At 73.0% G+C, this 23,130-nt stretch carries 16 protein-coding genes; 9 read left to right on the forward strand and 7 right to left on the reverse strand.

All coding sequences use genetic code 11. The features are described from left to right. The first annotated feature begins 19 nt into the window (after positions 1–19). Positions 20–3,214, forward strand: coding sequence for an ATP-binding protein (locus tag Mam01_RS33090; RefSeq protein ID WP_204289104.1), 3,195 nt, complete (start codon positions 20–22; stop codon positions 3,212–3,214). A gap of 78 nt (positions 3,215–3,292) precedes the next feature. After that, the gene (locus tag Mam01_RS33095; protein ID WP_204289105.1) at positions 3,293–3,811 is read left to right on the forward strand and encodes a hypothetical protein; all 519 of its coding nucleotides are present in this window, start codon (positions 3,293–3,295) and stop codon (positions 3,809–3,811) included. 65 nt (positions 3,812–3,876) lie between these two features. On the opposite strand, the gene Mam01_RS33100 is transcribed toward Mam01_RS33095, so the two are convergent. After that, the gene (locus tag Mam01_RS33100) at positions 3,877–5,124 is read right to left on the reverse strand and encodes a saccharopine dehydrogenase family protein (RefSeq protein WP_204289106.1); all 1,248 of its coding nucleotides are present in this window, start codon (positions 5,122–5,124) and stop codon (positions 3,877–3,879) included. Between the two features lie 114 nt (positions 5,125–5,238). Between Mam01_RS33100 and Mam01_RS33105 the strand changes: the two genes are divergently transcribed. From Mam01_RS33105 to mftF, 7 genes are all read left to right on the forward strand, one after another. Then, positions 5,239–5,970, forward strand: coding sequence for a TetR/AcrR family transcriptional regulator (locus tag Mam01_RS33105; protein WP_204289107.1), 732 nt, complete (start codon positions 5,239–5,241; stop codon positions 5,968–5,970). A gap of 426 nt (positions 5,971–6,396) precedes the next feature. Beyond that, a complete protein-coding gene (mftA, locus tag Mam01_RS33110; RefSeq protein WP_117409937.1) occupies positions 6,397–6,495 on the forward strand; it encodes a mycofactocin precursor MftA in 99 nt (32 codons plus the stop codon). Next, positions 6,495–8,168 (forward strand): mycofactocin radical SAM maturase, encoded by a 1,674-nt coding sequence (mftC, locus tag Mam01_RS33120; RefSeq protein ID WP_239101810.1) that lies wholly within the window; start codon positions 6,495–6,497, stop codon positions 8,166–8,168. The genes mftA and mftC overlap by 1 nt, the downstream gene beginning before the upstream one ends. Positions 8,169–8,185: 17 nt before the next feature. Then, positions 8,186–9,391, forward strand: coding sequence for a pre-mycofactocin synthase MftD (mftD, locus tag Mam01_RS33125; protein WP_204289108.1), 1,206 nt, complete (start codon positions 8,186–8,188; stop codon positions 9,389–9,391). Continuing rightward, positions 9,384–10,142: a mycofactocin biosynthesis peptidyl-dipeptidase MftE gene (gene mftE / locus Mam01_RS33130; RefSeq protein WP_204289109.1), complete on the forward strand. Its 759-nt coding sequence runs from the start codon at positions 9,384–9,386 to the stop codon at positions 10,140–10,142. The genes mftD and mftE overlap by 8 nt, the downstream gene beginning before the upstream one ends. 105 nt (positions 10,143–10,247) lie before the next feature. Next, complete coding sequence (locus Mam01_RS33135; RefSeq protein WP_204289110.1) at positions 10,248–11,087, forward strand: mycofactocin-coupled SDR family oxidoreductase; 840 nt, start codon at positions 10,248–10,250, stop codon at positions 11,085–11,087. Next, positions 11,084–12,724 (forward strand): mycofactocin biosynthesis glycosyltransferase MftF, encoded by a 1,641-nt coding sequence (gene mftF, locus Mam01_RS33140; RefSeq protein WP_204289111.1) that lies wholly within the window; start codon positions 11,084–11,086, stop codon positions 12,722–12,724. The genes Mam01_RS33135 and mftF overlap by 4 nt, the downstream gene beginning before the upstream one ends. Before the next feature lie 81 nt (positions 12,725–12,805). Here mftF and Mam01_RS33145 read toward each other — a convergent pair whose 3' ends face one another. The 6 genes from Mam01_RS33145 to Mam01_RS33170 form a co-directional block, all read right to left on the reverse strand. After that, a complete protein-coding gene (locus tag Mam01_RS33145; protein ID WP_204289112.1) occupies positions 12,806–13,033 on the reverse strand; it encodes an acyl-CoA carboxylase subunit epsilon in 228 nt (75 codons plus the stop codon). Next, entirely contained in the window at positions 13,033–14,622 is a 1,590-nt protein-coding gene (locus tag Mam01_RS33150) for an acyl-CoA carboxylase subunit beta (RefSeq protein WP_225312145.1), read from the reverse strand. The genes Mam01_RS33145 and Mam01_RS33150 overlap by 1 nt, the downstream gene beginning before the upstream one ends. Before the next feature lie 211 nt (positions 14,623–14,833). Then, a complete protein-coding gene (locus tag Mam01_RS33155) occupies positions 14,834–17,620 on the reverse strand; it encodes a helix-turn-helix transcriptional regulator (protein ID WP_204289113.1) in 2,787 nt (928 codons plus the stop codon). A 400-nt stretch (positions 17,621–18,020) separates the two neighbouring features. Then, a complete protein-coding gene (locus Mam01_RS33160; protein ID WP_204289133.1) occupies positions 18,021–19,766 on the reverse strand; it encodes a 2-isopropylmalate synthase in 1,746 nt (581 codons plus the stop codon). A 37-nt stretch (positions 19,767–19,803) separates the two neighbouring features. Next, complete coding sequence (locus Mam01_RS33165) at positions 19,804–20,142, reverse strand: hydroxyisourate hydrolase (RefSeq protein ID WP_150939799.1); 339 nt, start codon at positions 20,140–20,142, stop codon at positions 19,804–19,806. 414 nt (positions 20,143–20,556) lie between these two features. Beyond that, on the reverse strand, positions 20,557–23,055 hold the full coding sequence (locus Mam01_RS33170) for an AfsR/SARP family transcriptional regulator (RefSeq protein ID WP_204289114.1): 2,499 nt from the start codon (positions 23,053–23,055) through the stop codon (positions 20,557–20,559). Positions 23,056–23,130: the final 75 nt, after the last annotated feature.

Consider the following 23,130-nt stretch of genomic DNA (forward strand, 5'->3'; position numbering starts at 1 on the left):
TGTCCGGAGGTTCCGTGACATGCAGGTGCACATCACCATGCTGGGGCGGTTCGCCGTCCAGGTGGACGGCGACGTGCTCCCGCCCGGAGCGTGGCATCGCCGCCAGGCGGCCGAGCTGGTCAAGCTGCTCGCCCTGGCGCCGCGCCGCCGCCTGCACCGCGAAGAGGTGATCGACGCGCTCTGGCCGGGCGTCTCCCCCGGCCAGGCCGCGCCCCGGCTGCACAAGGCCGCCCACTATGCCCGCCGGGCCCTCGGCGCGACCGACGCCGTCGTGCTGCGCGGTGAGAGCGTCGGGCTGTTTCCCGACGCACCCGTGGTCGTCGACGCGGTCCGCTTCGCCGAACTGGCCGCCGACGCCCTCGCCGACGGCGGAGTCGGCGCGGCCGCCGGGGCCCTGGAGGCCTACGCCGGTCCCCTGCTGCCCGACGATCCGTACGAGCGCTGGGCGCAGGCCCACCGCGACCGACTGCGCCTGCTGTACGCGCGCCTGCTCCGGCAGGCGGAGCGGTGGGACGAGCTCGTCGAGCTCGACCCGGCCGACGAGGAGGCGCATCTCGCATTGATCCGGCGGCACGCGGAGCGCGGCGACCGCCGGGCCGCCCTGCGGCAGTACGAGCGGCTCGACCGGGCGCTCGGCCGTGAGCTCGGCGTCGCGCCGGGCGCGGAGGCGGTCGCCCTGCGCGAGGCGCTGACCGCCGAGCCCGCCGGGCGGGCGGGGTCCGCCGCTCCGCCCGTCCTGGTGGGCCGCGACGCGCAGACCCGCCGGTTCGAGGAGACCATCGCCGAGGTCGGGCGGGGCCGGGGCCGCACCGTGTTCCTGGCCGGCGCGCCGGGCATCGGCAAGTCGTTCCTCGCCCGGTGGGCGCTCGACCGGGTCGCGGGCATGGGCTGGCGCACCGGCGCCGGCGCGGCGTCGCGGGTGGAGGGCGCCTGGCCGTACGCCCCGGTGCTCGAAGCGGTCGCGGACCTCTGCCGGCGGCACCCCAGCCTGCTGGACGGCCTGGACGACCGCTGCCGGGAGAGCATCGAGCTGGCGCTTTCCGGCCGCGACCTCGATTGGAGCGGCGACGGCGGCCACCAGCGTCTCTACGTCGCGGTCATGGAGCTGATGCGGCTCGCGTCCGCGGGCAGCGGCGCCCTGCTCGTCGTCGACGACGCCCACGAGGCGGACGAGGCGGGACTGCGCCTGCTGCACTATCTGGCCCGAAGCTGCGCGAGCGAACGTGTGCTCCTGCTGCTCTGCCACCGCAGGCAGCCGCTCACGGACACCTTCGAGCAGGTGCGGTCGAGCCTGCTGACGCGGGGCGCCGCAATCGAGCTTCCGCTGGCCCCGCTCGGCCGGGAGGAGACGGAGGCGCTGGCGCGGGCGTCCCGGCCGGGGCTGGGCCCGGAGACGGGCGAGCGGATCTGGCACCTCTCCGGAGGCCTGCCCTTCGCCGTCGTCGAGGCGGCGCGGGTGGCCGGCGACGGCGACGCGCCCGGCGCCGTCCCCGGCGAGGTCGTGCTGGGCCTGCTCGACCCGCGGGCGCGGGCCGTGCTCGAACGGGTGGCGATCGCGGGCTCCGCGTTCGACACCGACGAGTTCATCGCGTTGTCCGGCACGACCGAGGACGAGGCGTTCGACTGCCTGGACGCGGCGCTGGCGGCGCTGGTCGCCGAGCGCACCGCGAGCGGCTACCGGTTCCGGCATCCGCTGATCCGCGAGGCGCTGCTCGCCGGCATCCCGCCCCACCGGCAGCGCCGGCTCCACCGGGTCTGCGCCGAGCGGCTCGCCGCGCTGGACGCCTCGCCGGCTCGGGTCGGGCACCATCTGCTCGCCGCGGGGGACGCCGCGGCCGCCGTGCCGTACGTGCTCCGGGCCGCGCAGACCGAGGCGGCGGTGGGGGCGTTCCGCGAGGCGCTGGCCCTGGTCGACTCGGTCCGGTACGTGTGCGGCGACGCCGACCGGCCGCGTGCGCTCGCGCTGCGCGCCGACCTGCTCGCCGCCGTCGGCGACGCGGCGGCAGCGGCGGCCTACCGGGAGGCGATCGAGGCCGCCCCGCCGTCCCGGCGCAGGCCGCTCCGGGCGCGGCTGGCCCAGATGCTGGTCCTGGCCGGCGACCTGGAGACGGCGGGGACGATGCTCGACGAGCTGGACCTCGGCGGCGGGCCGCCCGACTCGACGATCCTGCTCGCCCGGGGTCAGCTCGCCTACTTCCGAGGCGACCTGGAGCTGGCGCGTACGGTGTCGGAGCAGGCGCGCGGCCTTGTGACGGTAGGTGAGATGGACCGGCAGGTCCTCGACCTGGTCACGCTGCGGGGGCTGGTCGCGCACAACCGGGGAGAGTGGTACCAGCAGCTCCGCGTGGAGCTGCGCCGGACCCGTGACGAGCCGTCCCTGGCCACCGCGATCTTCGACTCCCACCTCTGCGTGGCGGAGTACCTGCTCTACGGGCCGACGCCGTACGGGGAGGTGATCGAACTGGCGGCGGCGCTGCGGGAGACCGCGACCCGGGCGGGCGCGATGCGGGCCGTGGCGTTCGCGACCGCGTTGATCGGGGAGGCCGCCCTGCTGAGCGACGACCTCGACCTGGCCGAGCGGGAGCTGCGCGAATCGGTCGACCTGCACCGGGAGATCGGCGCGTTCGCCGGCGAGTCGCACTCCCTGCAGCGCCTGGCCGAGCTGTGCCTGGCCCGCGGCGACAAGGCGGCGGCGAGCCGCCTGCTCAACCGCGCCCTGCCGCTGGCGCGCTGGTCGAACCTCGCGATGCACCTCATGCAGCGCATCTTCGGCACCATGATCGTCGCTGCGGACGGCCCGCGGGAGGCGCGGGCCGTCGTCGACCGCGCCTGGGCCACCCTCGGCGCCGGTGATGTCTGCTTCTTCTGCCACGTGATGCTCGCCGTGCCGTCGGCGATCGCCTGCGCAGACGCCGGCGACCTCGGCGACGCGCGGCTCCACCTGGCCACCGCCGAACGCTCCGCCGAGCTGTGGCAGGGCACCTCCTGGCAGGCGGCGATCCTGGAGGCCCGGGCCCACATCGCCCGGGCCGAGGGCGACCACCCGGCGGAGGCCCGCCTGCTGGCGCAGGCGGCCGACCTGTTCACCGACGCCGGGCACCCGCGGGACGCGGCCCGCTGCCGCCGGAGCGCGGCGGCCTGGGAACAAGCGCGGAAGGAGGCGCGGAAGGAGTCGTCCGGCGGCGAGAAGGATCCGGGAAGGGCCTCCTCCTAGCGTGTGCGGCGTCGCCGGGCAGAGCGCCCGGCGGGCGCCATCCGGAGGAGACCCATGCACATCCCCACGAGAACTCCCATGAGAACGCGCCGACTCCGCCGCTCGGCGCTCGCCGCGCCGCTCGCTGCCCTGTTCGCCGGCACGCTGTTCACGGGCGGAGTGCTCGGCCCGGCCGCCGCACCGGCACAGGCCGCGACGCAGATCACGGCGTCGCTGAGCGTCACCAGAGCGGCGCCTCCCGGGCCCGGCCTGTTCAACGTGCGCGTCCTGGTCAAGGTCCCGATGAACCTGTACGACGCCAACGGATACCTCAACAACGGAGCGCGGATCGAGCTGCGCTTCTACGGCGAGGATCCGGTCTCCGACAACCTCATCCTCGGCCCGATCGTCTACGTGCGGTCGGCGACGGGGCTGTCGGCCACGGAGGAGGGCATCCGCCTGCTGACGCAGTGGCAGGAGGAGCCCGGGAGCTGGCTGAACGAGGACGACGGGCTTCTCGACGGCGTCACCGACGAGGTCTACGTGCGCGCCAGGTTCGTCGACGGCGACGGCGTCGCCATCCAGGCCAGGTCGAACGTCGTCACGGGCATCTTCTGACGGACGCGGGCGCCGGCCGGCGTCCGTCGCTCACCGGAACACCCCCCGCGCGGAAGCCCGCTCCTTCAGGCCCTTGAGGGCTGGGAAGCCGACTGCTCGCGCATGCCCCAGGGAGTGCCGTACGCCGTGAGCAGGTCGAGGAAGGGCCGCGGCGGGAAGGCCTCGGGCCCGAGGACTCCGGCGCCGGACCAGGCGCCGGAGGCCATCAGTTCGAGAGCAACGACCGGGTTGACGGCGGTCTGCCACACGACCGCCTGGGAGCCGTACTCGCGCATGGACCACTGGTTGTCGACCACGTGGTAGAGGTACACCTCACGCGGGCCGCCGTCCTTGGTGCCCCTGACCCAGGTGCCCGCGCAGGTCCTGCCGTGCATGCGCTCCCCGAGCGTCGCCGGGTCGGGCAGGCACGCCGCGACCACGTCCCGCGGAGAGACCTGGACGGGTACGCCGTCCGCGCCCGCGACCCGGACCGGCTCGGTGCGGTCCAGCCCCAGCAGGTGCAGGGTCCGCAACGTCTGGATGAACTCCTCGCCCAGCCCGTACTTGAAGGTCACCCGCTCGGTGTCGACCCAGCGGGGCATGAGCAGGACCTCCTCGTGCTCGACGTTGACGCACTCGACCGGGCCGATGCCCTCGGGAAAGTCGAACACCTCGGGCTCGCTGAAGGGCGGGGTGGTGAACCATCCCCGGCCGTTCTCGTAGACGACCGGGGGGTTCAGGCACTCCTCGATCGTGGTCCAGATGCTGAACGACGGCGCGAAGTCGTATCCGTCGACGGTGAGGTCGGCGCCGTCCCGCACGCCGATCTCCTCGATGTGGTCGAAGAGCTCGTCGGCGGCGTACCGGGCGAACACGTCCGACAGGCCGGGCTCAACGCCCATGCCGACCAGCGCGAGCCGGCCCGCCCGCTCCCACTCGGCGGCCGTCTCGAACTGGGCGTCGCCCAGCTTGACCCCGCACTCCTCGTGCGGGCGGTCCGGGTGGGGCCGCGACAGGGACATCGCCATGTCCAGGTAGTGCGCGCCGGCCGTCAGCGCGGCCCGGAACAACGGCATGACGAACCGCGGGTCCGTGGCGTTGAGCAGGACGTCGCAGCGGTGCTCCGCCAGCAGCGCCGCGACCGCGGCCTCGTCTCCCGCATCGGCCCGGCACGCGCTGAAGCGGGCGCCCGCCTCCCCGAGCGCGGCGACGGCGGCCTCGGCACGGGACAGGTCGTAGTCGGCGACGACCATGTGCTCGAAGAAGGATCTGCGGGCCGCGATCCGGGTGATCGCCGTCCCTACTCCACCGGATCCGACAAGCAGCACGCGCATGGTACAAACATCCCTTTCTTGGACAAAGGCCCCTGATGTGTCGATCCAACGCCACGCCCACCCGGAACGTCAATGGCGTTGGCATAAGGTGGGTGGCGAGGAGAGGGGGACGCCGTGCCGAAGCCGGTGGTGGGCGAGTCGGCGCGCCGGAGGCGCCGTCCGACGAAAAGCGGTGTGGTCCTCTCGGAGGGCCTGATCGTGCGGACCGCGCTGCGCATGCTGCGCGAGCACGGCCCCGCCGGGCTCACCGTACGGCGGCTCGGCCTCGCCCTGGGCGCCGACCCCAGCACGCTCTACCGCTACTTCAGGGGCGTCGACGACCTGACCCTCGCCATCGGCGACCTGCTCATCGGGCGGGCGATGGACGGCTGGCGCGGCGGCGGCGACTGGCGCGCCGGTCTTCGCGACCTGGGCCTGCGCATCCACGCCGCCTATCTCGAACACCCGCAGGCGGCGGTGCTGACCGCCAGCCGCATCAGCGGCAAGGCGCACGAGATCGCGGCCGACGAGGCGATCCTCGGGCTGCTGCGCGGCGCGGGATTCCCCGACCATGAGGCGGTCGGCGTCTACCACACCTTCATCGACATGACGCTGGCCTTCGCGGCGCTGGACGCCGCCTCCCTGGCGCTGCCCGCCGAGGCGCGCGAGGCCGACGAGGAGATCTGGCGGGCGACCTACGCCCGTCTGCCCCGGGCCACCCACCCCAACATCGCGGCGGTCGCCCCCCTGCTGGTCGCCCACATGAACGACAGCGCCTACCCCGCCGCCCTGGAGATGCTCCTCGACAGCGCCGCGTCGCGGCTCACACGCCCCATCTCCCGGCCGGCCAAGCCCGGCCAGGTCTGAGACACCGGCATCGCACGGCGTGGGCGCCGGGCCGGCAGGGAAAGCTGGGGCGGCTGGGGGTGGGTACCGGATGGGCGGGGACAGGGGCTGCCTGGACAAGGGTGCCTAGGGGTTTTCCGCGCCTATCGCTCCTTTTAGTGTGATTGGTGTTTCAGCAGAAAGGCGAGTTCGCCTCCTTCGAGTTCGCTTGAACCGAGCGGGCTCGGATCGAGGCCGCTCGAATCGCGACCGTCGCGGCGGTATTCCCTTCCCTCACATCACGAGAGCGCCGGCTATTCCGCGAGGACGCCCCGGTCCGCCTCTCGCGGCACGAATATCCCGAAAACCCGCTTGTCCCCGAACCCCGCTCAATCCAGAAAACCGCCCAACCCAGAAGACCCGCTTATCCCGGAAGACCACGTTCCGCGCCCCGAGGAAGGAGCAGCCATGGAGGAGACGACCGTTCCGGCCGAGGCGACGGAGGAGCTGACGGCGGAGACGCTGATCGAAGAGGTGTCGATCGACGGCATGTGCGGCGTCTACTGATGACCGATCCCCTGGACGAGGCCTGGGAGCTGTCTCCCCGGGTGGCGCTGCGGCCGGAGCCGTTCGGGGCGCTGGCCTACCACTTCGGCAACCGGCGGCTGACCTTCCTCAAGCGTCCCGAGCTGGTCTCAGTGCTCCGCGACCTCTCCGGCGAGCCCGACGCCCGTGCCGCGCTGACCCGCGCCGGCGTTCCCGCCGGCCGGTGGCCCGCGTACGCGGAGGCCCTGCGGGGCCTCGCCGGCGCGGACATGATCAGGCCGCGCGGACGGACGGAGGCGGACCGGACACGGCCGCCCCACATCACGGCTGCACCGGGCACGGCGGGCCAGAGCACCGCGGCCCAGAGCATCCCGGCCCAGAGCTTGCCGGCACAGCACACAGCGGCACAGCACATAGCGGCACAGAACGCGGCGGCACAGAACGGTGTGGCGCGCTCCGGGACGGCGAGCGGGTCGCTGGCCAAGCGGTTCGAGTACGGCCTGGCCGCGCCCATCTGCCTGACCTGGGAGCTCACCTACGCCTGCAACCTGTCGTGCGTGCACTGCCTGTCGTCGTCGGGGCGGCGTGACCCGCGTGAGCTCGCCACCGCCCAGTGCGAGGCGGTGATCGACGAGCTGCAGGCCATGCAGGTCTTCTACGTGAACATCGGCGGCGGCGAGCCGACCGTACGGCCCGACTTCTGGCACCTCGTGCAGTACGCCGTGAACCACCAGGTCGGGGTGAAGTTCTCCACCAACGGGACGCGCCTCACCCCCGAGCGGGCGCGCTTCCTGGCCGCCACGGACTACGTCGACGTCCAGGTGTCGCTCGACGGCGCCACCCCCGAGGTCAACGACCGGGTCCGCGGCCCGGGGTCGTACGAGACCGCGCTGCGGGCGCTCGACAACCTCGCCGCGGCCGGGTTCGCCGACGCGAAGCTCTCGGTGGTCGTGACCCGGGAGAACGCGGGCCAGCTCGACGAGTTCAAGGCCATCGCCGACGAGCGCGGGGCGACGCTCCGGCTCACCCGGCTGCGCCCGTCGGGGCGGGGCGCCGATGTGTGGGACGAGCTGCATCCGACGGCGGCCCAGCAGCGCGACCTGTACGAGTGGCTGCTGCGCGCGGGCGAGGACGTGCTCACCGGCGACTCGTTCTTCCACCTCGCGGGGTACGGCGAGTCTCTGCCGGGGCTGAACCTGTGCGGCGCGGGCCGGGTGGTCTGCCTGATCGACCCCTTGGGCGACGTGTACGCCTGCCCGTTCGCGATCCACGACCGCTTCCGCGCCGGCAACGTGCTCTCCGACGGCGGGTTCGCCGCCGTGTGGCGGGAGTCGGAGCTGTTCGGGGACCTGCGGTCGCCGCAGACCTCGGGCGCGTGCACCGGATGCGGGTTCTTCGACTCCTGCCGGGGCGGGTGCATGGCGGCCAAGTTCTTCACCGGCCTGCCGCTCGACGGTCCCGACCCCGAATGCGTGCAGGGGCACGCCGCCGCCGCGCTCGCGGCGGGCGGCCGCACGGTGCCCCGGCCCAGCCAGGACCACTCCCGCCGCCCCGGCGCCCGGCGGGCCGGAGCCGGGCCGGTTCCGGTGCGCATCGGACGCCGTCCCTCCCCCGCCGCGCCACCCGTACAGCCACCCGTGCACGCGTGCGCGGAGAGCCCGCTCGCCGGGTTCACCCCCTCATCCGACGTGTAGCAGAAGGACGATAGCTCGTGGCCGCGAACGCCTGGTTCGAGACGGTTGCGGAGGCGCAGCGCAGGGCGCGGCGCCACCTGCCGAAGTCGGTGTACTCCGCGCTGCTCGCCGGTTCGGAAAGGGGCCGGACATACCACGACAACACGGCCGCGTTCGCCGAACTCGGCTTCGCGCCACACGTGGCCGACCTGCCCGCCAAGCGCGACCTGGCCACCACCGTCATGGGACAGCAGATCTCCCTACCGGTGCTCATCTCCCCCACCGGGGTGCAGGCCGTGCATCCCGACGGGGAGGTCGCGATGGCTCGCGCCGCCGCCGCGCGCGGCACGATCATGGGGCTGAGCAACTTCGCCAGCAAGCCCGTCGAAGAGGTCGTGGCCGCCAACCCGCAGACCTTCTTCCAGATGTACTGGATGGGCACCCGGGAGAGCATGGCCGGGCACATGGAGCGGGCCCGCGACGCCGGGGTCAAGGGGCTGATCGTGACCCTGGACTGGACGTTCTCCCACGGCAGGGACTGGGGCAGCCCCTGGATCCCCGACCGCCTGGACCTGAGGGCGCTCGCCCGCTTCGCGCCGCAGGGCCTCACCCGGCCACGCTGGTTGCTCGGCTTCGCCAGGACCGGCCGCCTGCCCGACCTCACCGTCCCCAACGTCGCGGAGCCCGGCCGTCCCGCGCCGACGTTCTTCGGCGCGTACGGCGAGTGGATGCAGACCCCGCCGCCCAGTTGGGAGGACGTGCGGTGGATGCGCGAGCAGTGGGACGGCCCGTTCATGCTCAAGGGCGTCTCCCGGCTCGACGACGCCCGCCGCGCGGTGGACGCCGGGGCCACCGCGATTTCGGTGTCGAACCACGGCGGCAACAACCTGGACGGCACGCCCGCGACCATCCGGCTGCTCCCGGGCATCGCCCGGGTGGTCGGTGACCAGGCCGAGGTCCTGCTCGACGGCGGCGTACGGCGCGGGGGCGACGTGGTCAAGGCCCTGGCGCTCGGCGCGCGGGCCGTGATGATCGGACGCGCCTCGCTGTGGGGCCTCGCCGCGGGCGGCCAGGCGGGGGTGGAGAACGTGCTCGACATCCTGCGGAACGGCATCGACTCGGCGCTGCTCGGGCTGGGCCGCGCGTCGATCCACGACCTGGAGCCCGGCGACGTGCTGGTCCCGCCGGGGTTCACAAGGGAGATCGGGGTTACCGGGGAGATCGGGTCTCCGCGCGATGCGTGAAAGGGGCGACGGCGAAGGCGGCCTGGCGGACCTGTCGTGGCCCGCGCTGCCGCCCTCGCCGACCGTGCTGGTGCCGCTCGGCTCCACCGAGCAGCACGGCCCGCACCTGCCCCTGCACACGGACACGGCGGTCGCGGCGGCGGTGGCGAGGGCCGCCGCCGCCCGCCTTCTCACGGCGGCTCCGGACGACCCCGTCCTCGTGGCGCCGGCGGTCGCGTACGGCGCGAGCGGCGAGCACCAGGACTTCCCCGGCACGATGTCCATCGGGACCGCCGCCCTCCGCTTCCTGCTCGTCGAACTGGTCCGCTCCCTGTCCCGCTGGGCCGGGCGCGTCGTGATCGTGAACGGTCACGGCGGCAACCTCGACGCCCTCGCCGCAGCGATGTCACTGCTGCGTGAGGAGGGCCACGACGTGTGCTGGGCACCGTGCGCGGCCGGGCCGGCCGACGCCCACGCCGGACACACCGAGACGTCGCTCATGCTGCACCTGGCCCCGGACCTGGTGGACATGGCCCGGGCGGAGCCGGGCAACCTCGCTCCGCTCGCCGAGATCATGCCCGCGCTCGCGGCGAGGGGCGTCGCCGCCGTGTCGCCCTCCGGCGTGCTCGGCGATCCGACCAGGGCCACCGCCGGCGAGGGACGCCGCCTGCTCGACCGGATGGCCGGCGACGTCGCCGCCCGCATCCGGCACCGACGGGCCGACCACACCGGCCGCCTCCTCCCCGCACCCGCGACGGTCTCCCCGACATGAGCCAGGTGAGCAGCAGGTGAGCGGCCTCGTGAGCCAAGACGTGGGCGAGGGCTGCCACGGCGCGCCGGACCCGAGCCGCCCACCAGGCCTGAGCGGGTGCCGGTGGTGAGTAAGGGGAGCGAGAGCGGCGGGAGCGGGCCGGAGGAGGGTCGTCGGGTCGCCCTGGTGACGGGGGCGGCGCGCGGGATCGGCGCCGCCGTCGTGCGGGCGCTGTGCGCCAGGGGCTACCGGGTGGTCGCGGTCGACTCGTGCGCGGCGGACGGCCCGGCCCGGCCCGCCGGGGTGACCTACCCGCTCGCGGCCGACGCGGACCTGAAGTCGCTGGCCGACGACCTCCCCGGCGCGGTGGTGCCGTACATCGCGGACGTGCGCGACCGCGACGCGCTCGCCCGCGCCGCCGCCGTGGCGGCGGACCGCTTCGGCCGGCTGGACGCGGCCGTGGCCGCCGCGGCGGTCATGGCCGGCGGCCTGCCGCTGTGGGAGACGCCGGACACGCACGTGCGCGCGCTGTGGGAGACCGACGTGCTCGGGGTGTGGAACACCGCCGCGGCGTGCGTCCCGCACATGCTGGCGGGGCCCGAGCCGGGAGCGTGCCGCTTCGTCGCGGTCGCCTCGGCGGCCGGTTCGCACGGGCTGTTCCGCCTGTCGGCGTACACGATGGCCAAGCACGCGGTGGTCGGGCTGGTGCGCGGTCTCGCGGCCGACCTGGTGGGCACCGGGGTGACCGCGGCGGCCGTCTCCCCCGGTTCGACCCGCACGCCGATGCTCGCCGCCACCGCCGAGGTGTACGGCCTGGACGGCGTCGAGTGCTTCTCCTCGTCCCAGCTGCTGCGCCGCCTGATCGAGCCCGCCGAGATCGCCGAGACCATCGCGTTCTGCTGCTCTCGCGAGGGAGGCGTCGTCAACGGATCGGTGATATCGGCGGACGGAGGCTTCACCCCATGACCCTGACCAGCCGCACCCCACATAACCGGGCTCCCCGCAACCCGACACCGCACGATCAGACGCCGCGCGACCGGACCACCGGTGAGCAGAGCACCGGCAAGCAGGTCCACGGCGGCCCGGAACCGAGCGACCCGGCGCTGAACGACCCGGCGCTGAACGACCGGGCCGACGGCGGCCTCGGCGACGAGGACAAGAGCGGAGGCGCGGACCCCTGTACGTCCGGCGGGCTTCCGGACGGTTTCACGGTCAGGCTGAACCGGCGGGTCCGGGTCCGCGACGGCGGCCGCACCCTCGTGGGCGGCGCGCCGACGCGGGTCATGTACCTCACCAAAGCCGCCGCGGACCTGTTCGACGGCCGTGGGCTGCGGGTCCGCGACCGCGTCTCGGCCCTGCTCGCCGACCGGCTGCTGGAGGCGGGCCTGGCCGATCCCGTCGTCGGAGACCTGCCCGCACTCGACCCCGCCCAGGTGACGGTGGTCGTGCCGGTGCGCGACCGTCCCGCCGCGCTCGACCGGCTGTTGTCGGGCATCGGTGGCCGGCACCGCGTGATCGTGGTGGACGACGCGTCGGCCGCCCCGGAGGCCGTCGCGGAGGTCGCGGCGGCGCACGGCGCGGTGCTCGTCGCACTGGCGGAGAACGTCGGGCCCGCCGCGGCCCGCAACGCGGGCCTGCGCCGGGTGACCACGCCCTATGTCGCCTTCGCGGACTCCGACGTGGTCCTCGAACCCGGCACGGTATCGACCCTGCTCCGGCACTTCGCCGACCCCCGGGTCGCCGTGGCCGCGCCGCGCGTGCTGGGGCTCCGCCTGCCGGGCCGGGACCGCTGGATCCTCCGCTACGAGGACGCGCGGTCCTCCCTCGACCTGGGCCTCGACCCCGGCATCGTACGCCCGAGGGCGCCGGTCTCCTGGGTCCCGAGCGCGTTCCTGCTGGCGCGGGCCGACGCGCTCGGCCACGGCTTCAGCGCCGAGATGCGCGTCGGCGAGGACGTCGACCTGGTGTGGCGGCTGGCGCGGGCGGGCTGGCGGGTGCGCTACGAACCGGCCGCGACGGTGCGGCACGAGCACCGCACGGTGGTCCACGACTGGCTGCGGCGCAAGGCCTTCTACGGCACCGGCGCCGACCTGCTCGCCCGGCGGCACGGCCGCGACGTGGCCCCCGCCGTGCTGGCGCCGTGGAGCGCGGCCTTCGTGCTGGCGCTGCTGGCGCAGCGGCGGTGGTCCCTGCCGGTCGCGGCGCTGATCTTCGCCGGCACGGCCGCGACGATGTCGGCCAAGGTCAGACGGAGCGAGCACCCGGTGCGCCTCGCCCTGACGCTGACGTCCGACGGAGCCGTCGCCGCCGTCTGGCAGGCGACGGCGCTCCTGCTCCGCCACTGGTGGCCGCTCGCCGCCGTCGGCTGCCTGCTGTCCAAGCGGCTCCGCCGGGCCGTGGCCGCCGTGGCCGTCATGGACGCGCTGACCGATCTGCGGCGCACCGGCGCGCATCTCGACCCGGTCCGCTATGCCGTGGCCCGGCGCCTGGACGACGCGGCGTACGGGTCGGGCCTGTGGCTCGGCGCGATCCGCGGGCGCTCGGTGCGCGCCCTGCTGCCCGACATCCGGTGGAAGACGCGTTCGTCGAGGCCGTCCCGCTAGAAGCCGTCCGCCTGGAGCCCGTCCGGCTGGAGAGCCTGGAGAGCCGCCGCCCCGGGAGCGCCCGGGACGGCGGCCGCGTCCTCACCGGACACCGGTGAGCGCGTCGGTGCGGTGACACGCCACCCAGGACCGGGGCGAGCCGTAGTCCGGCAGGCGCAGCCGGGGCCGGTGCCTCTTCGGCCGCTCGACCGGCCCGGGTTCTCCGCCGTCCGCGCGGTCCGCCGCGACGGCGTACAGGGCGCACACCAGTGCGCAGATCTCCTCCTCGGTGGGATTTCCCGCGACCACCCGCAGTTCCTCGCCGCCCATCACATCGGGGGGTTTCCGTGCTTGCGCCGCGGCTCCGACGCCTGCTTGGCCCGCAGCAGGCCGAGCGCCCTGGTCAGGGTGGCCCTGGTCTCGCCCGGGTCGATGACGTCGTCCACCAGCCCGCGCTCGGCGGCGTAGTAGGGGTGCATGAGCTGCCTGCGGTACTCCTCCACCCGCCGGGCGTGCGCCTCGACGGGGTCGTCTGCCGCGGCGATCTCCCGGCGGAAGATGACGTTGGCCGCGCCCTCCGCGCCCATGACCGCGATCTCGTTGGTCGGCCAGGCGAAGGACAGGTCCGCGCCGATCGACCTGGAGTCCATCACGATGTACGCGCCGCCGTACGCCTTGCGCAGCACCATCGAGATGCGCGGCACGGTCGCGGCGCAGTACGCGTAGAGCAGTTTGGCGCCGTGCCTGATGATGCCGCCGTGCTCCTGGTCGGTCCCGGGCAGGAAGCCCGGCACGTCGACCAGGCTGACCAGGGGGATGTTGAAGGCGTCGCACATCTGGATGAAGCGCGCGCCCTTCTCCGAGGCCTTGATGTCGAGCACCCCGGCCAGGTGGGCGGGCTGGTTGGCGACGATGCCGGTGACGTGGCCGTCGAACCTCGCCAGCCCGCAGATGAGGTTCTGCGCCCAGCCCGCGTGGAACTCGAAGAACTCCCCGTCGTCGACGATCTCCTCGATCACCGCCGACATGTCGTAGGAGATCGCCGGATCAGCCGGCACCAGGTCGAGCAGGGCGTCGTTGCGCCGGTTCGCCGGGTCGGTGCAGGTGATCGACGGCGGCAGTTCCTGGTTGTTGGCGGGCAGCAAAGACAGCAGATAGCGGACTTCCTCAAGACACGACACCTCGTCGGGGCAGACGAACCCCGCCACGCCGGAGACTGATCCGTGCACCCGCGCACCACCGAGGTCGTCGGCGCTGATCTCCTCACCGGTCACCGCCTTCACGACGTCCGGGCCCGTGATGAACATCTGGGCCGTGTTCTGCACCATGAACACGAAATCGGAGAGAGCCGGCGAGTACGCCGCTCCCCCCGCGCACGGGCCGAGCATGACGTTGATCTGTGGAATCACCCCCGACATCCGCACATTCCGCCGGAAAATACCGCCATAGCCGGCAAGCGCGGTCACACCTTCCTGGATCCGCGCCCCGGCGCCGTCGTTCAAACCGATCAGCGGCACCCCGGCGGCCTCGGCCAGGTCCATCACCTTGTGGATCTTCTCGGCGTGTGCCTCGCCGAGCGCGCCGCCGAACATCCGGAAGTCGTGGGCGAAGACCATGACGTCACGGCCGTAGACCTTGCCCCACCCCGCCACCACGCCGTCGGTGTACGGCCGGCGGTGCTCCAGCCCGAAACCGGTGGCCCGGTGCTGCCGGAACGCCTCGACCTCCACGAAGGACCCGCTGTCGAGGAGCACGTCCAGGCGCTCCCGCACGGTGAGCTTGCCCTTGGCGTGCTGGCGCGCGGTCGCCTCCTCACTCGGGCCCGAATGGATGCTCTCCTTGAGCACCTGCAAATCCGCCAGCCGTTCCCGCATCGATTCTTTCGGCAGGTCGCTGACCCGCGTCACCACGGTCCCCATATGTATTCCTCCTGACGGCACAACCGGGTGCCCTCAGGGTAAGGCGGCCGATGAACGCGACAACACCCCTAAAAAGGACGGCGACCGCGCCAATAGGACACGACCCAAAAAGAACCGGAACCAGTCCGGATATCGGTGTTCCGGTCCACCGGTGGCCGGCCCCTTACGGGCCGGCCACCGGGGACCACGGTGAAACAGCGGTGGGATGAGCTCAGCCGACGGCGGCCCCGCCGAACTCGAGGACCGCGGGCAGATCGGCCCGGCTGGTGATGTCGAGCTTGCGGTAGATCCGGGTGAGGTGCTGCTCCACCGTGCTCACCGTCAGGTACAGCTCACCGGCGATCTCCCGGTTGGTGTGCCCGGCGGCGGCCAGCACCGCGACCCGGCGCTCGGCCTCGCTCAGCAGCGCGGCGCTGCCCCCGCTCAGAGCCGGGGCCGTCTGCTTGCCGGTCTCGGCCGCCGCCTGCGGGCCGCCGATCTCGGCGCCGCACTCCTTCATCAGGGCCCGCGCCCGGATCATGATCATGCCCACCCTCCGGTGCTCGCCCAGGCCGCGGTAGGCCTCCGCGAGGTCGAAGAGCGATCGGGCCTGCTCGTAGCGGTCGCCCCCGTTCTGCAGCATGTCGGCCGACTTGCGCAGGAGCATCGGCCGGTGCCGCAGCTCGCTGGTGGCCGCCAGCAGGCGGATCGTCATGCCGAGCTCCCGCGGTGTGCGGGAGTTGCAGCGGGACAACTGGTCCTCGATCAGCTTCGCGGCCTGCTCAGTGCGCCCCAACTGCAGACAGGCCTCGGCGGCGCCGGCCCGCCACGGCAGCAGGCCCGGCACGTCCAGGCCCCACCTGCCGGTCAGTTCGCCGCAGAGCTGGAAGTCCCGCAGGGCCAGCGCCGCCTGCCCGACCGCCAGGCTGTAGCGGCCCCTGGCGTACAGGTAGTGCAGGCCGTAGCGGCTCTCGAACATGGCGTCCAGCACGGGCCGGTCGAGGATGTCGTGCACGTCGTCGAACCTGCCCATCGCGGTCAGCGCGATCACCAGGCTGCCGAGCGGGCTGCCCACCGTGACGCCCCAGCTGGTGATGGGCATGATCTCCAACGCGGCCCGCGCGTACTGCTCGGCGCTGACCATGTCGCCCTGCCGTACGGCCATCTCGGCGCGGATGGCCGAGAGCCTCGCCTGGCGGCTCGGGGCGCGCCGGGAGGACGCCTCGACGCTGAACAGGTCGCACAGCGGCGCGGCCTTCTCCGCCTGGCCGCCGTAGGTGAGCGCGAGCAGCGCGCACTCCACGGTGTCCATCGACATCTCGTCGAGGCGCGCGAGCCGCAGGATGCGCTCGACGGCGATCAGGGCGCCCTCGTGCGGGCCGTTCACGAGCACCTGCGCGAGCGCGGTCGCCGTCTCCAGGCGCCGCCCCGCGGCCACCGACACCAGGGCCGTTCCGGTGTCCGCGCGCGGCTCGCCGAGCTTGGACGCGAAGGCGGGATGGGTGGCGCGCAGCCACGGGCGCGCGATGTTGAGCTCCATCACCGTCTCGGGGTCGCTCTCGTATCCCGCGGTGGTCAGGTGCTCGATCACGTCCTGCGCGTCGTCGTACCTGCCGTGCCAGAGCAGTGCGCGGGCCAGGACCACGCCGTCGCCGCCGCGTAGGTGACCGCGCTGCATCGCCTCGGTGAGATCGGCCAGATGCCGGTCGGGCGCCTCGGGGTTGATGCGCCACTCGGCACGCACCAGCATCGTGGCGATCTTGAGGCGGCGCCGCTCGTCGGTGCACGCCTGCCACGCGAGGCGCAGGTAGTCCACGCCACGCTCGGTGCGGCCCTCGCGCAGCGCGTCCCTGGCCGCGTCCTCCAGCACCGGCACCACCCAGGGAGCGTCGATCGGGCCCGCCTGGACGAGGTGATCGGCGATCACCGACGTGGCCGCGCCGTCCGCGTGCGCCAGTTCGGCCGCGCGGCGGTGCAGGTCCCGGCGCTCGTCGAGGCCCACCTCGGCCAGCACGGCCGTACGGGCCGACTCGTGCCGGAACCGGCCCACGCTGAGCACGCCGCCGGCCGTCAGCGCGTTCATCGCCCTGCTGATCTGGGTGTGGCCCAGGCCGAGCAGCCGGTCGAGCGAGTCGGTCTCGCCGAGCACCGCCAGGCACCGGGCGATCCGGAGCAGCTCGGGCTCGCCGCGGTGCAGGCAGGTCAGCACGGCCTGGCCGTACCGCTCGCCGACCACCGGCTCGTCCGCCGCCGGCTCGCCGTCCCGTTCCCGCGCGGACGGGCCGCCGAGGTAGTCCTCGATGAGGGCGGCGGCCAGCAGCGGGTTGCCCGCGCTGTAGGCGTACCAGTCCTCGGCGAAGCGGACCGCGACCTCCTCGCCCGCCCGCTCGCGCACCAGCGTGTGCACGCCCTGCCGGGACAGCGGGTTGAGCTGCACGACGCCGCAGTACGGCTGGCGCAGCAGGTCGGTCCAGAAGAAGGTGTCGGTGCTGCGCACGTAGTCGGAGTAGCTGAAGATCACCATGATCCGGGCGAAGCGTACGCGCCGGGCGAGGTAGGCCAGGCACAGCAACGACGGGCGGTCGGCGTAGTGCACGTCGTCGACCACGATCACCAGCGGATAGCGCTCCGACAGCTCCAGCAGCACGGTGCACAGAGCGTGCGCGATCTGGGCGTCCACCTGGTCGAGGGTCTCGGAGGCGAGCCCGGAGCTCATCGCGGTCCGCTTGCCCTCCTCGAGCAGCGCGAGCGCGCGCACGCGCTCCTCCTCCACCAGCGGCGCCTCTTCGATGAGCTGGCCCAGCACGCCGAGCGGCAGGTCCTGCTCCATGCGGGACGCGGTCGCGGCGACGGGCAGGGCGCCCAGCTCCACGGCCTGCTCGGCGAACGCGTCGAGCAGCGCGCTCTTCCCGGTGGCGACGGTGCCGCTGAGCATCGCGACCTTGCCCTTGCCGGTCAGCGCGGCCGCCAGCATCTCCTGTAACGAGGCCAGTGCCTCGTCTCTCTCAATCAAGTTCATCAAGCGGGCCCCCTCCAGCTGAGCTTCCGTCCTTACGAATGGACGCTTGCCTGCTTGTTGGAGACGATGTTCTCCCCGGCCGCTTTTGGATCGCTATCGCGCCCTTATCCCTCGCCACGACGTCCCCTCCGGGCATCTCTCGCAGCGGGACGGGACGCGCCGGGCCGGAGCGTGCCGGAGCGCGCGACAGCCGCCCGTCCCGCCCGTGACAGGGGCGGAGGCGGGCGGAAGGCGCGTCAGAACTTCAGCGGGCGGCCGGAGGGAGTGCGCAGGTCGGGCGCTTCGTCCCTGGCGGCGGGACGCCCCGAGGGCCGGCTCTTCTTCAGCTGCTTTCGCGTCATCGCGTCGTGCCCTTCCGTGCGGGGCCCGGGGACGAGGGCCGGAGGATGGTCGTGCGCGGTCACGCGGTGGTGGCCAGCCGCCGCCTGCGCGGGCGCGCGTGCTCGTGCGCGTCGCCCAGTTCGCGGTGGTGCCTGCCGGTGGGCTCGGCCCGCCGGGCGGCCCGGTGGACGACGGCCTGCACCGCCCGGAGCGCGGCGGCCTCGGCGTCCCGCTCGATCCCCACACCCCAGTGCGTACGGCCCCCGAGGCGGCACTCGGCGTAGACCGCGACGCCCGCCTCGACGTCCCGCTCCCCCTGGCCGACGCCGGTCCGGTGGACGGCGCGGACCTCGATCCCCCAGTCGGCGAGGCTCACGCGGAGCGCCTGCAGCGCGTCCGCGCGCTCGGCGCCCACCTCGAAGCCTCCGCCGTCAACGTGCAGTTCGACGGCGAGCGGCTCCGGCCCGAAGACGGGCGGCCCGGGCGGGCACGTGTACTCGCTCTCGAACAGCTCCCGCACCCCGCTGGGGGTGATCTCCATGCCCTCGCTGTCGGCCCGCCGCTGCACCACCCGGGCGAAGTCGATCTGCAGGTCGCGCGGCAGGTGCCTGCCGTACCAGGTGCTCATGATGTAGGCGACGCCGCCCTTGCCGGACTGGCTGTTGATGCGCACCACGGCCTCGTAGGTCCGGCCCACGTCCGCAGGGTCGACGGGCAGGTACGGCATGGCCCAGGGCATCTCGTCGATCGGGGCGCCGTGCGCGGCGGCCTCCCGCTCCAGCGCGTCGAAGCCCTTCTTGATGGCGTCCTGGTGGGAGCCGGAGAAGGAGGTGTAGACGAGGTCGCCCCCGTACGGGTGGCGCGGGTGGACCGGGATGCCGTTGCACTCCTCCACGACCCGGCGGATCGCGTTGAGGTCGGAGAAGTCGACACCCGGGTCGACGCCGTGGCTGAACAGGTTCATGCCGAGCGTGACCAGATCCACGTTGCCCGCGCGTTCGCCGTTGCCGAACAGGCAGCCCTCGATCCGCTGCGCGCCGGCCATCATGGCCAGCTCCGCCGAGGCGACACCGGTCCCCCGGTCGTTGTGCGGGTGGATGGACAGGCAGACGTGCTCCCGCCGGGACAGGTTGCGGTCGAGCCACTCGATCTGGTCGGCGAAGACGTTGGGCGTGCTCCGCTCGACGGTCGTCGGGAAGTTCAGGATGATCTCCCGCCCGGGGCCGGGCTGCCAGACGTCCATGACCGCCTCGCAGACCTCCAGGGAGAAGTCCAGCTCGGTGTCGTTGAACAGCTCGGGAGAGTACTGGAAGCCCAGGTCGCAGTCGCTCAGCGTCTTGTCCGCGTATTTCATCATCAGGCGCGTGCCCTGGACGGCCAGGTCCTTGCACTCGTCCCTGGTCATCCCGAACACCAGCCGCCGGAACAACGGCGACGTCGCGTTGTAGAGGTGGATGGTGGCGCGGGGAGCGCCTTCGAGGCTCTCCACGGTCCGCCGGATCAGCTCGTCACGCGCCTGCACCAGAACGGAGACGCGCACGTCGTCGGGAATGAGGTCGCGCTCGATGAGCTCACGCAGGAAGGCGTGGTCGTCCTCGCTCGCCACGGGAAAACCGACTTCGATCTCCTTGTATCCCATCCGGACCAGCAGATCGAACATGGCCATCTTTCGCGCCGGGCTCATCGGACTGGCCAGCGACTGGTTGCCGTCGCGAAGGTCGGTGGAAAGCCAGCGAGGCGCCCGCGTGATGACGTTGTCGGGCCAGCGGCGGCCGGACAGCCGGACGGGTTCGGGGGCGCTGTAGCGCCGCAGCGCCTTGGTCATCCTCGTCAACGGAAGATCCCTTCTCTCTGGCTCAGGGTTAACCGTTCGAACCGAAATACGTCGAATAGGAATAAGGCGACAGCGTCACCTGGATCTGGAAGGAGGACACGTCACCGATGATGCGGAACATCACGGCGATCTCCGGATAGGCGGCGGTCATTCCGAGATTGACGAAATAGTGGTCGCTGTCGAATATCATGCGGTAGAGCCCGCGCTCCAACTGGGCGGTGTCCCATCCCTTCACGACGCCCGCGCCATCGGTCTCGGCGGTGGTCACGTGCCACCAGACACCGTCGACCTCGCGTTCCAGGCGCAAACGAACGCCGGCCGCGCCGCGGCCGAAAACGCTGTCCAATGCCTGCGCCGTTATGTTCATCGCTCAGCTCACACCTGTCTATCGGACCCTCGGGGACCGATCTCGAAGTCTCCAGTGACGTCTTCCGGGTCGCTTCCGCACAGCCTCGCAGCGCCGGCTATCGGTTCACCTTCGCCGCTCTATCGGGGGTCCGGGGCCGCGAACGAGTGACCGGGCCACCGGGCCGCGGCCATCCGGACAAGGGTGTCTAGGGGTGCCGGCGCGCCTGCCGAGACTATTACAGTGATATCAGCGAAAGCGCAAGTTTGAACGATTTGTGAGCCTCCTGCGAGGTGACGCCCCTGAGTGCGCGATAACGGCAGAAACCGTGAATCCAGCGATGAGAGACGAACGAGTCGCACGAACGAAAATGGAGCCGTCGGGAATCGACCCGACGGCTCCATTCGTCTGCCCGGCTCACGCACGGGCGGTGAATCACTTGCGCGCGGGGGTCTCCACGTTCCGCGGCGAGGGCCCTGAGGCCGGGCGGCCGCGGGCCGGACGGGGGGAACGCCGGCCGGGTGCCTGCAGCTTCTCGTCGTCGAGCCGGCTCGCCACCACGCGGCGCGCCCCGGCCTCGTCGAAGCGGCCCGACTCGCACTCCAGCAGGCCGATGCGGCGGACGGCGAGGGCCACACCATGGTCGTTGCCGGTCTGCCGGAACAACTCCAGCGCGGTGTCGAGGCTGCCGCGGGCGTCGGCGTAGCGCTGCTCGGCGGCCGACAGCAGGCCCGTCGAGTAGTGCATGACCGCCTGGCCCCTGCGGTCCCCGGCCTGGCGGGCGGCCGCCAGGGCCAGGGTGTTCATGTCGCGCCACTCGTCGAAGTAGACCCCGGACTCGAAGAAGGGCGCGGCGCAGATGGCCAGGTTCCAGGACAGCTCGGCGAGACCGGCCTGGGCGGCCTGGCGGATCCCGGACACCAGCGTCAGCCGCTCGCGTTCGTACCACGGAAGCGGCTGCTGGACGAGGCGGCGGACCAGCGTGTCGGGCAGCGGCCAGCGGGAGTCGCCGCTGTGGAGGCCCGCGTAGTCGTCGCCGTACTGCTCGCGGTGCGCGTCCCGCGCGAGGTGAAGCAGGCAGCTCAGCACCCTGGCCAGCGCGGCGCCGCGCTCGGCGGCCGGTTCCTCGGCGGCCAGGCGCTCCCTGGCGAACACCCGGATGAGGTCGTGGAAGCGATACCGGCTCTGCGCTCCCCTCCCCGTCCCGGTGATCTCGACGAGCTGGGCGTCGGCCAGGTCGTCCATCAGGTCCTGGGTCTCGTGCAGCGGCCGGTCCAGCAACGCGGCGCTGACCCACGAGGGGAACGGCTGGAAGTCGAGGATGGCGAGCCGGCGGAACAGCGTGCGGGCCAGGTCGCCGGTGCTCTCGTAGGCGACGGCGATGCTGGCCCGCATGCCCATCTCGCCGTGCCTGAGCTCGTCCAGGCGGCGGGTCTCGTCCTGCAGCCGCCCCGCCAGGTGCTCGATGCTCCAGTGCGGATGGGCGGAGAGGCGTGATCCGGCGATGCGCAGCGCGAGCGGCAGCCGGCCGCAGAGCTCGGCGAGGGCCCGCGCCGACGCCGGCTCCGACCGCACCCGGTCCTCTCCCGCGATGTGGGCCAGCAGCCGCATCGACTGGTCCGTGTCGAAGGTGTCCACCTCGACGTTCCGCGCGCCGGGCAGGCCGGTCAGCCTGCTGCGGCTGGTGACGATGACCGAGCAGCCCGGGCTGCCCGGCAGCAACGGCACCACCTGGCTCTCGCCGGCCGCGTCGTCGAGCACCACCAGCACCGTACGGCCGGCCAGCAGGCCGCGGTACATCTCGGCCCGCTCGTCCAGCGTCTCCGGTACGGCGCCGCCCGGGACGCCGAGCGCCCGCAGGAACCGGCCCAGCACGTCGAAGGGATGCACGGGGCGGGCCGCCCCGCCGTGGAGGGCGGCGAACAGCTGCCCGTCGGGGAACCGTTCGGCGACGGTGTGGGCGGTGTGGACGGCGACGGTGCTCTTTCCGACGCCCGGCTTGCCGGTGATGACCGCGATCGGCACGGCGGACGACGCCCGTTCCCCCGGGGACGGCGTGATGATGCGGCGTACGGCGTCGACCTGCGGGGCGCGGCCGGTGAAGTCGGCGATGCCCGCAGGCAGCATCCGCGGGGCGCCGGCCCGGGGCGTCGCCACGGCGGCGCTCACCGGTGGCGCCGGCGCCGGCCGCCCCGTGTCGACGGAGAGCCGGATCGCGTGTTCGAGCCGCCGCAGCCGCTCGTTCGGCTCGATCCCCAGCTCCTCGACGAGGATCCGCCTGCCCTCACGGTAGACGTGCAGGGCCTCGGGCTGCCGTCCCGACTGGTGGAGGGCGGTCATCAGCTGGCCGCGCAGCTGCTCGCGGAGCGGATACCGCTCCACCAGTTCCGTCAGCTCGGCTATCACCTCCCGGTGCCGTCCCAGGGAGAGCTCCAGCTCGATGCAGTTCTCGTGGGCGGCGATCCGGTCCTCGGTGAGGCGGCGGGCGGCCGCCCGGATCAGCCTGCCGTCTATCCCCTCCAGTGCGTGACCCCGCCAGAGGGCGAGCGCCTCGCGGTAGTGACCGACGGCGACCTCGGCCGCGCCGGCCGAGGCCGCCCGCCGGGCCGTCCGGACCAGGTTTCCGAAGCGGTCGGAGTCGAGTTCGTCGTCCCCGATCTCGATCGCGTACCCCTGGGAGTGTGTGGAGATCAGGTTGGGCCGGCCGTACTGGGCGAAGACCCGGCGCAGGGCCGAGATGCAGATCTGCACCTGAGAACGGCAGGTCGTGGGCGGGTTGTCGTCGTAGACCGCCTCGATGAGCCTGCCGATGGACGTGCCCCGGCTGTGGTCCAGCAGGAGCACGGCCAGGGCCGTCTGCTGTCTCGTGCTGCCCAGGTCCACGCGATGCGTGCCGTCCACGACTTCCAGAGGCCCGAGAATGCGAAACTTCACCGCGTGACTCCTTGCACTTATCGGACCCGTCTCCCGGGCCCACAAGGATGATCGGTTTCACATGTTGATGGGGAT

It is taken from the genome of Microbispora amethystogenes (assembly GCF_016863015.1).
In the GTDB taxonomy this organism is placed as follows: Bacteria; Actinomycetota; Actinomycetes; order Streptosporangiales; family Streptosporangiaceae; genus Microbispora; species Microbispora amethystogenes.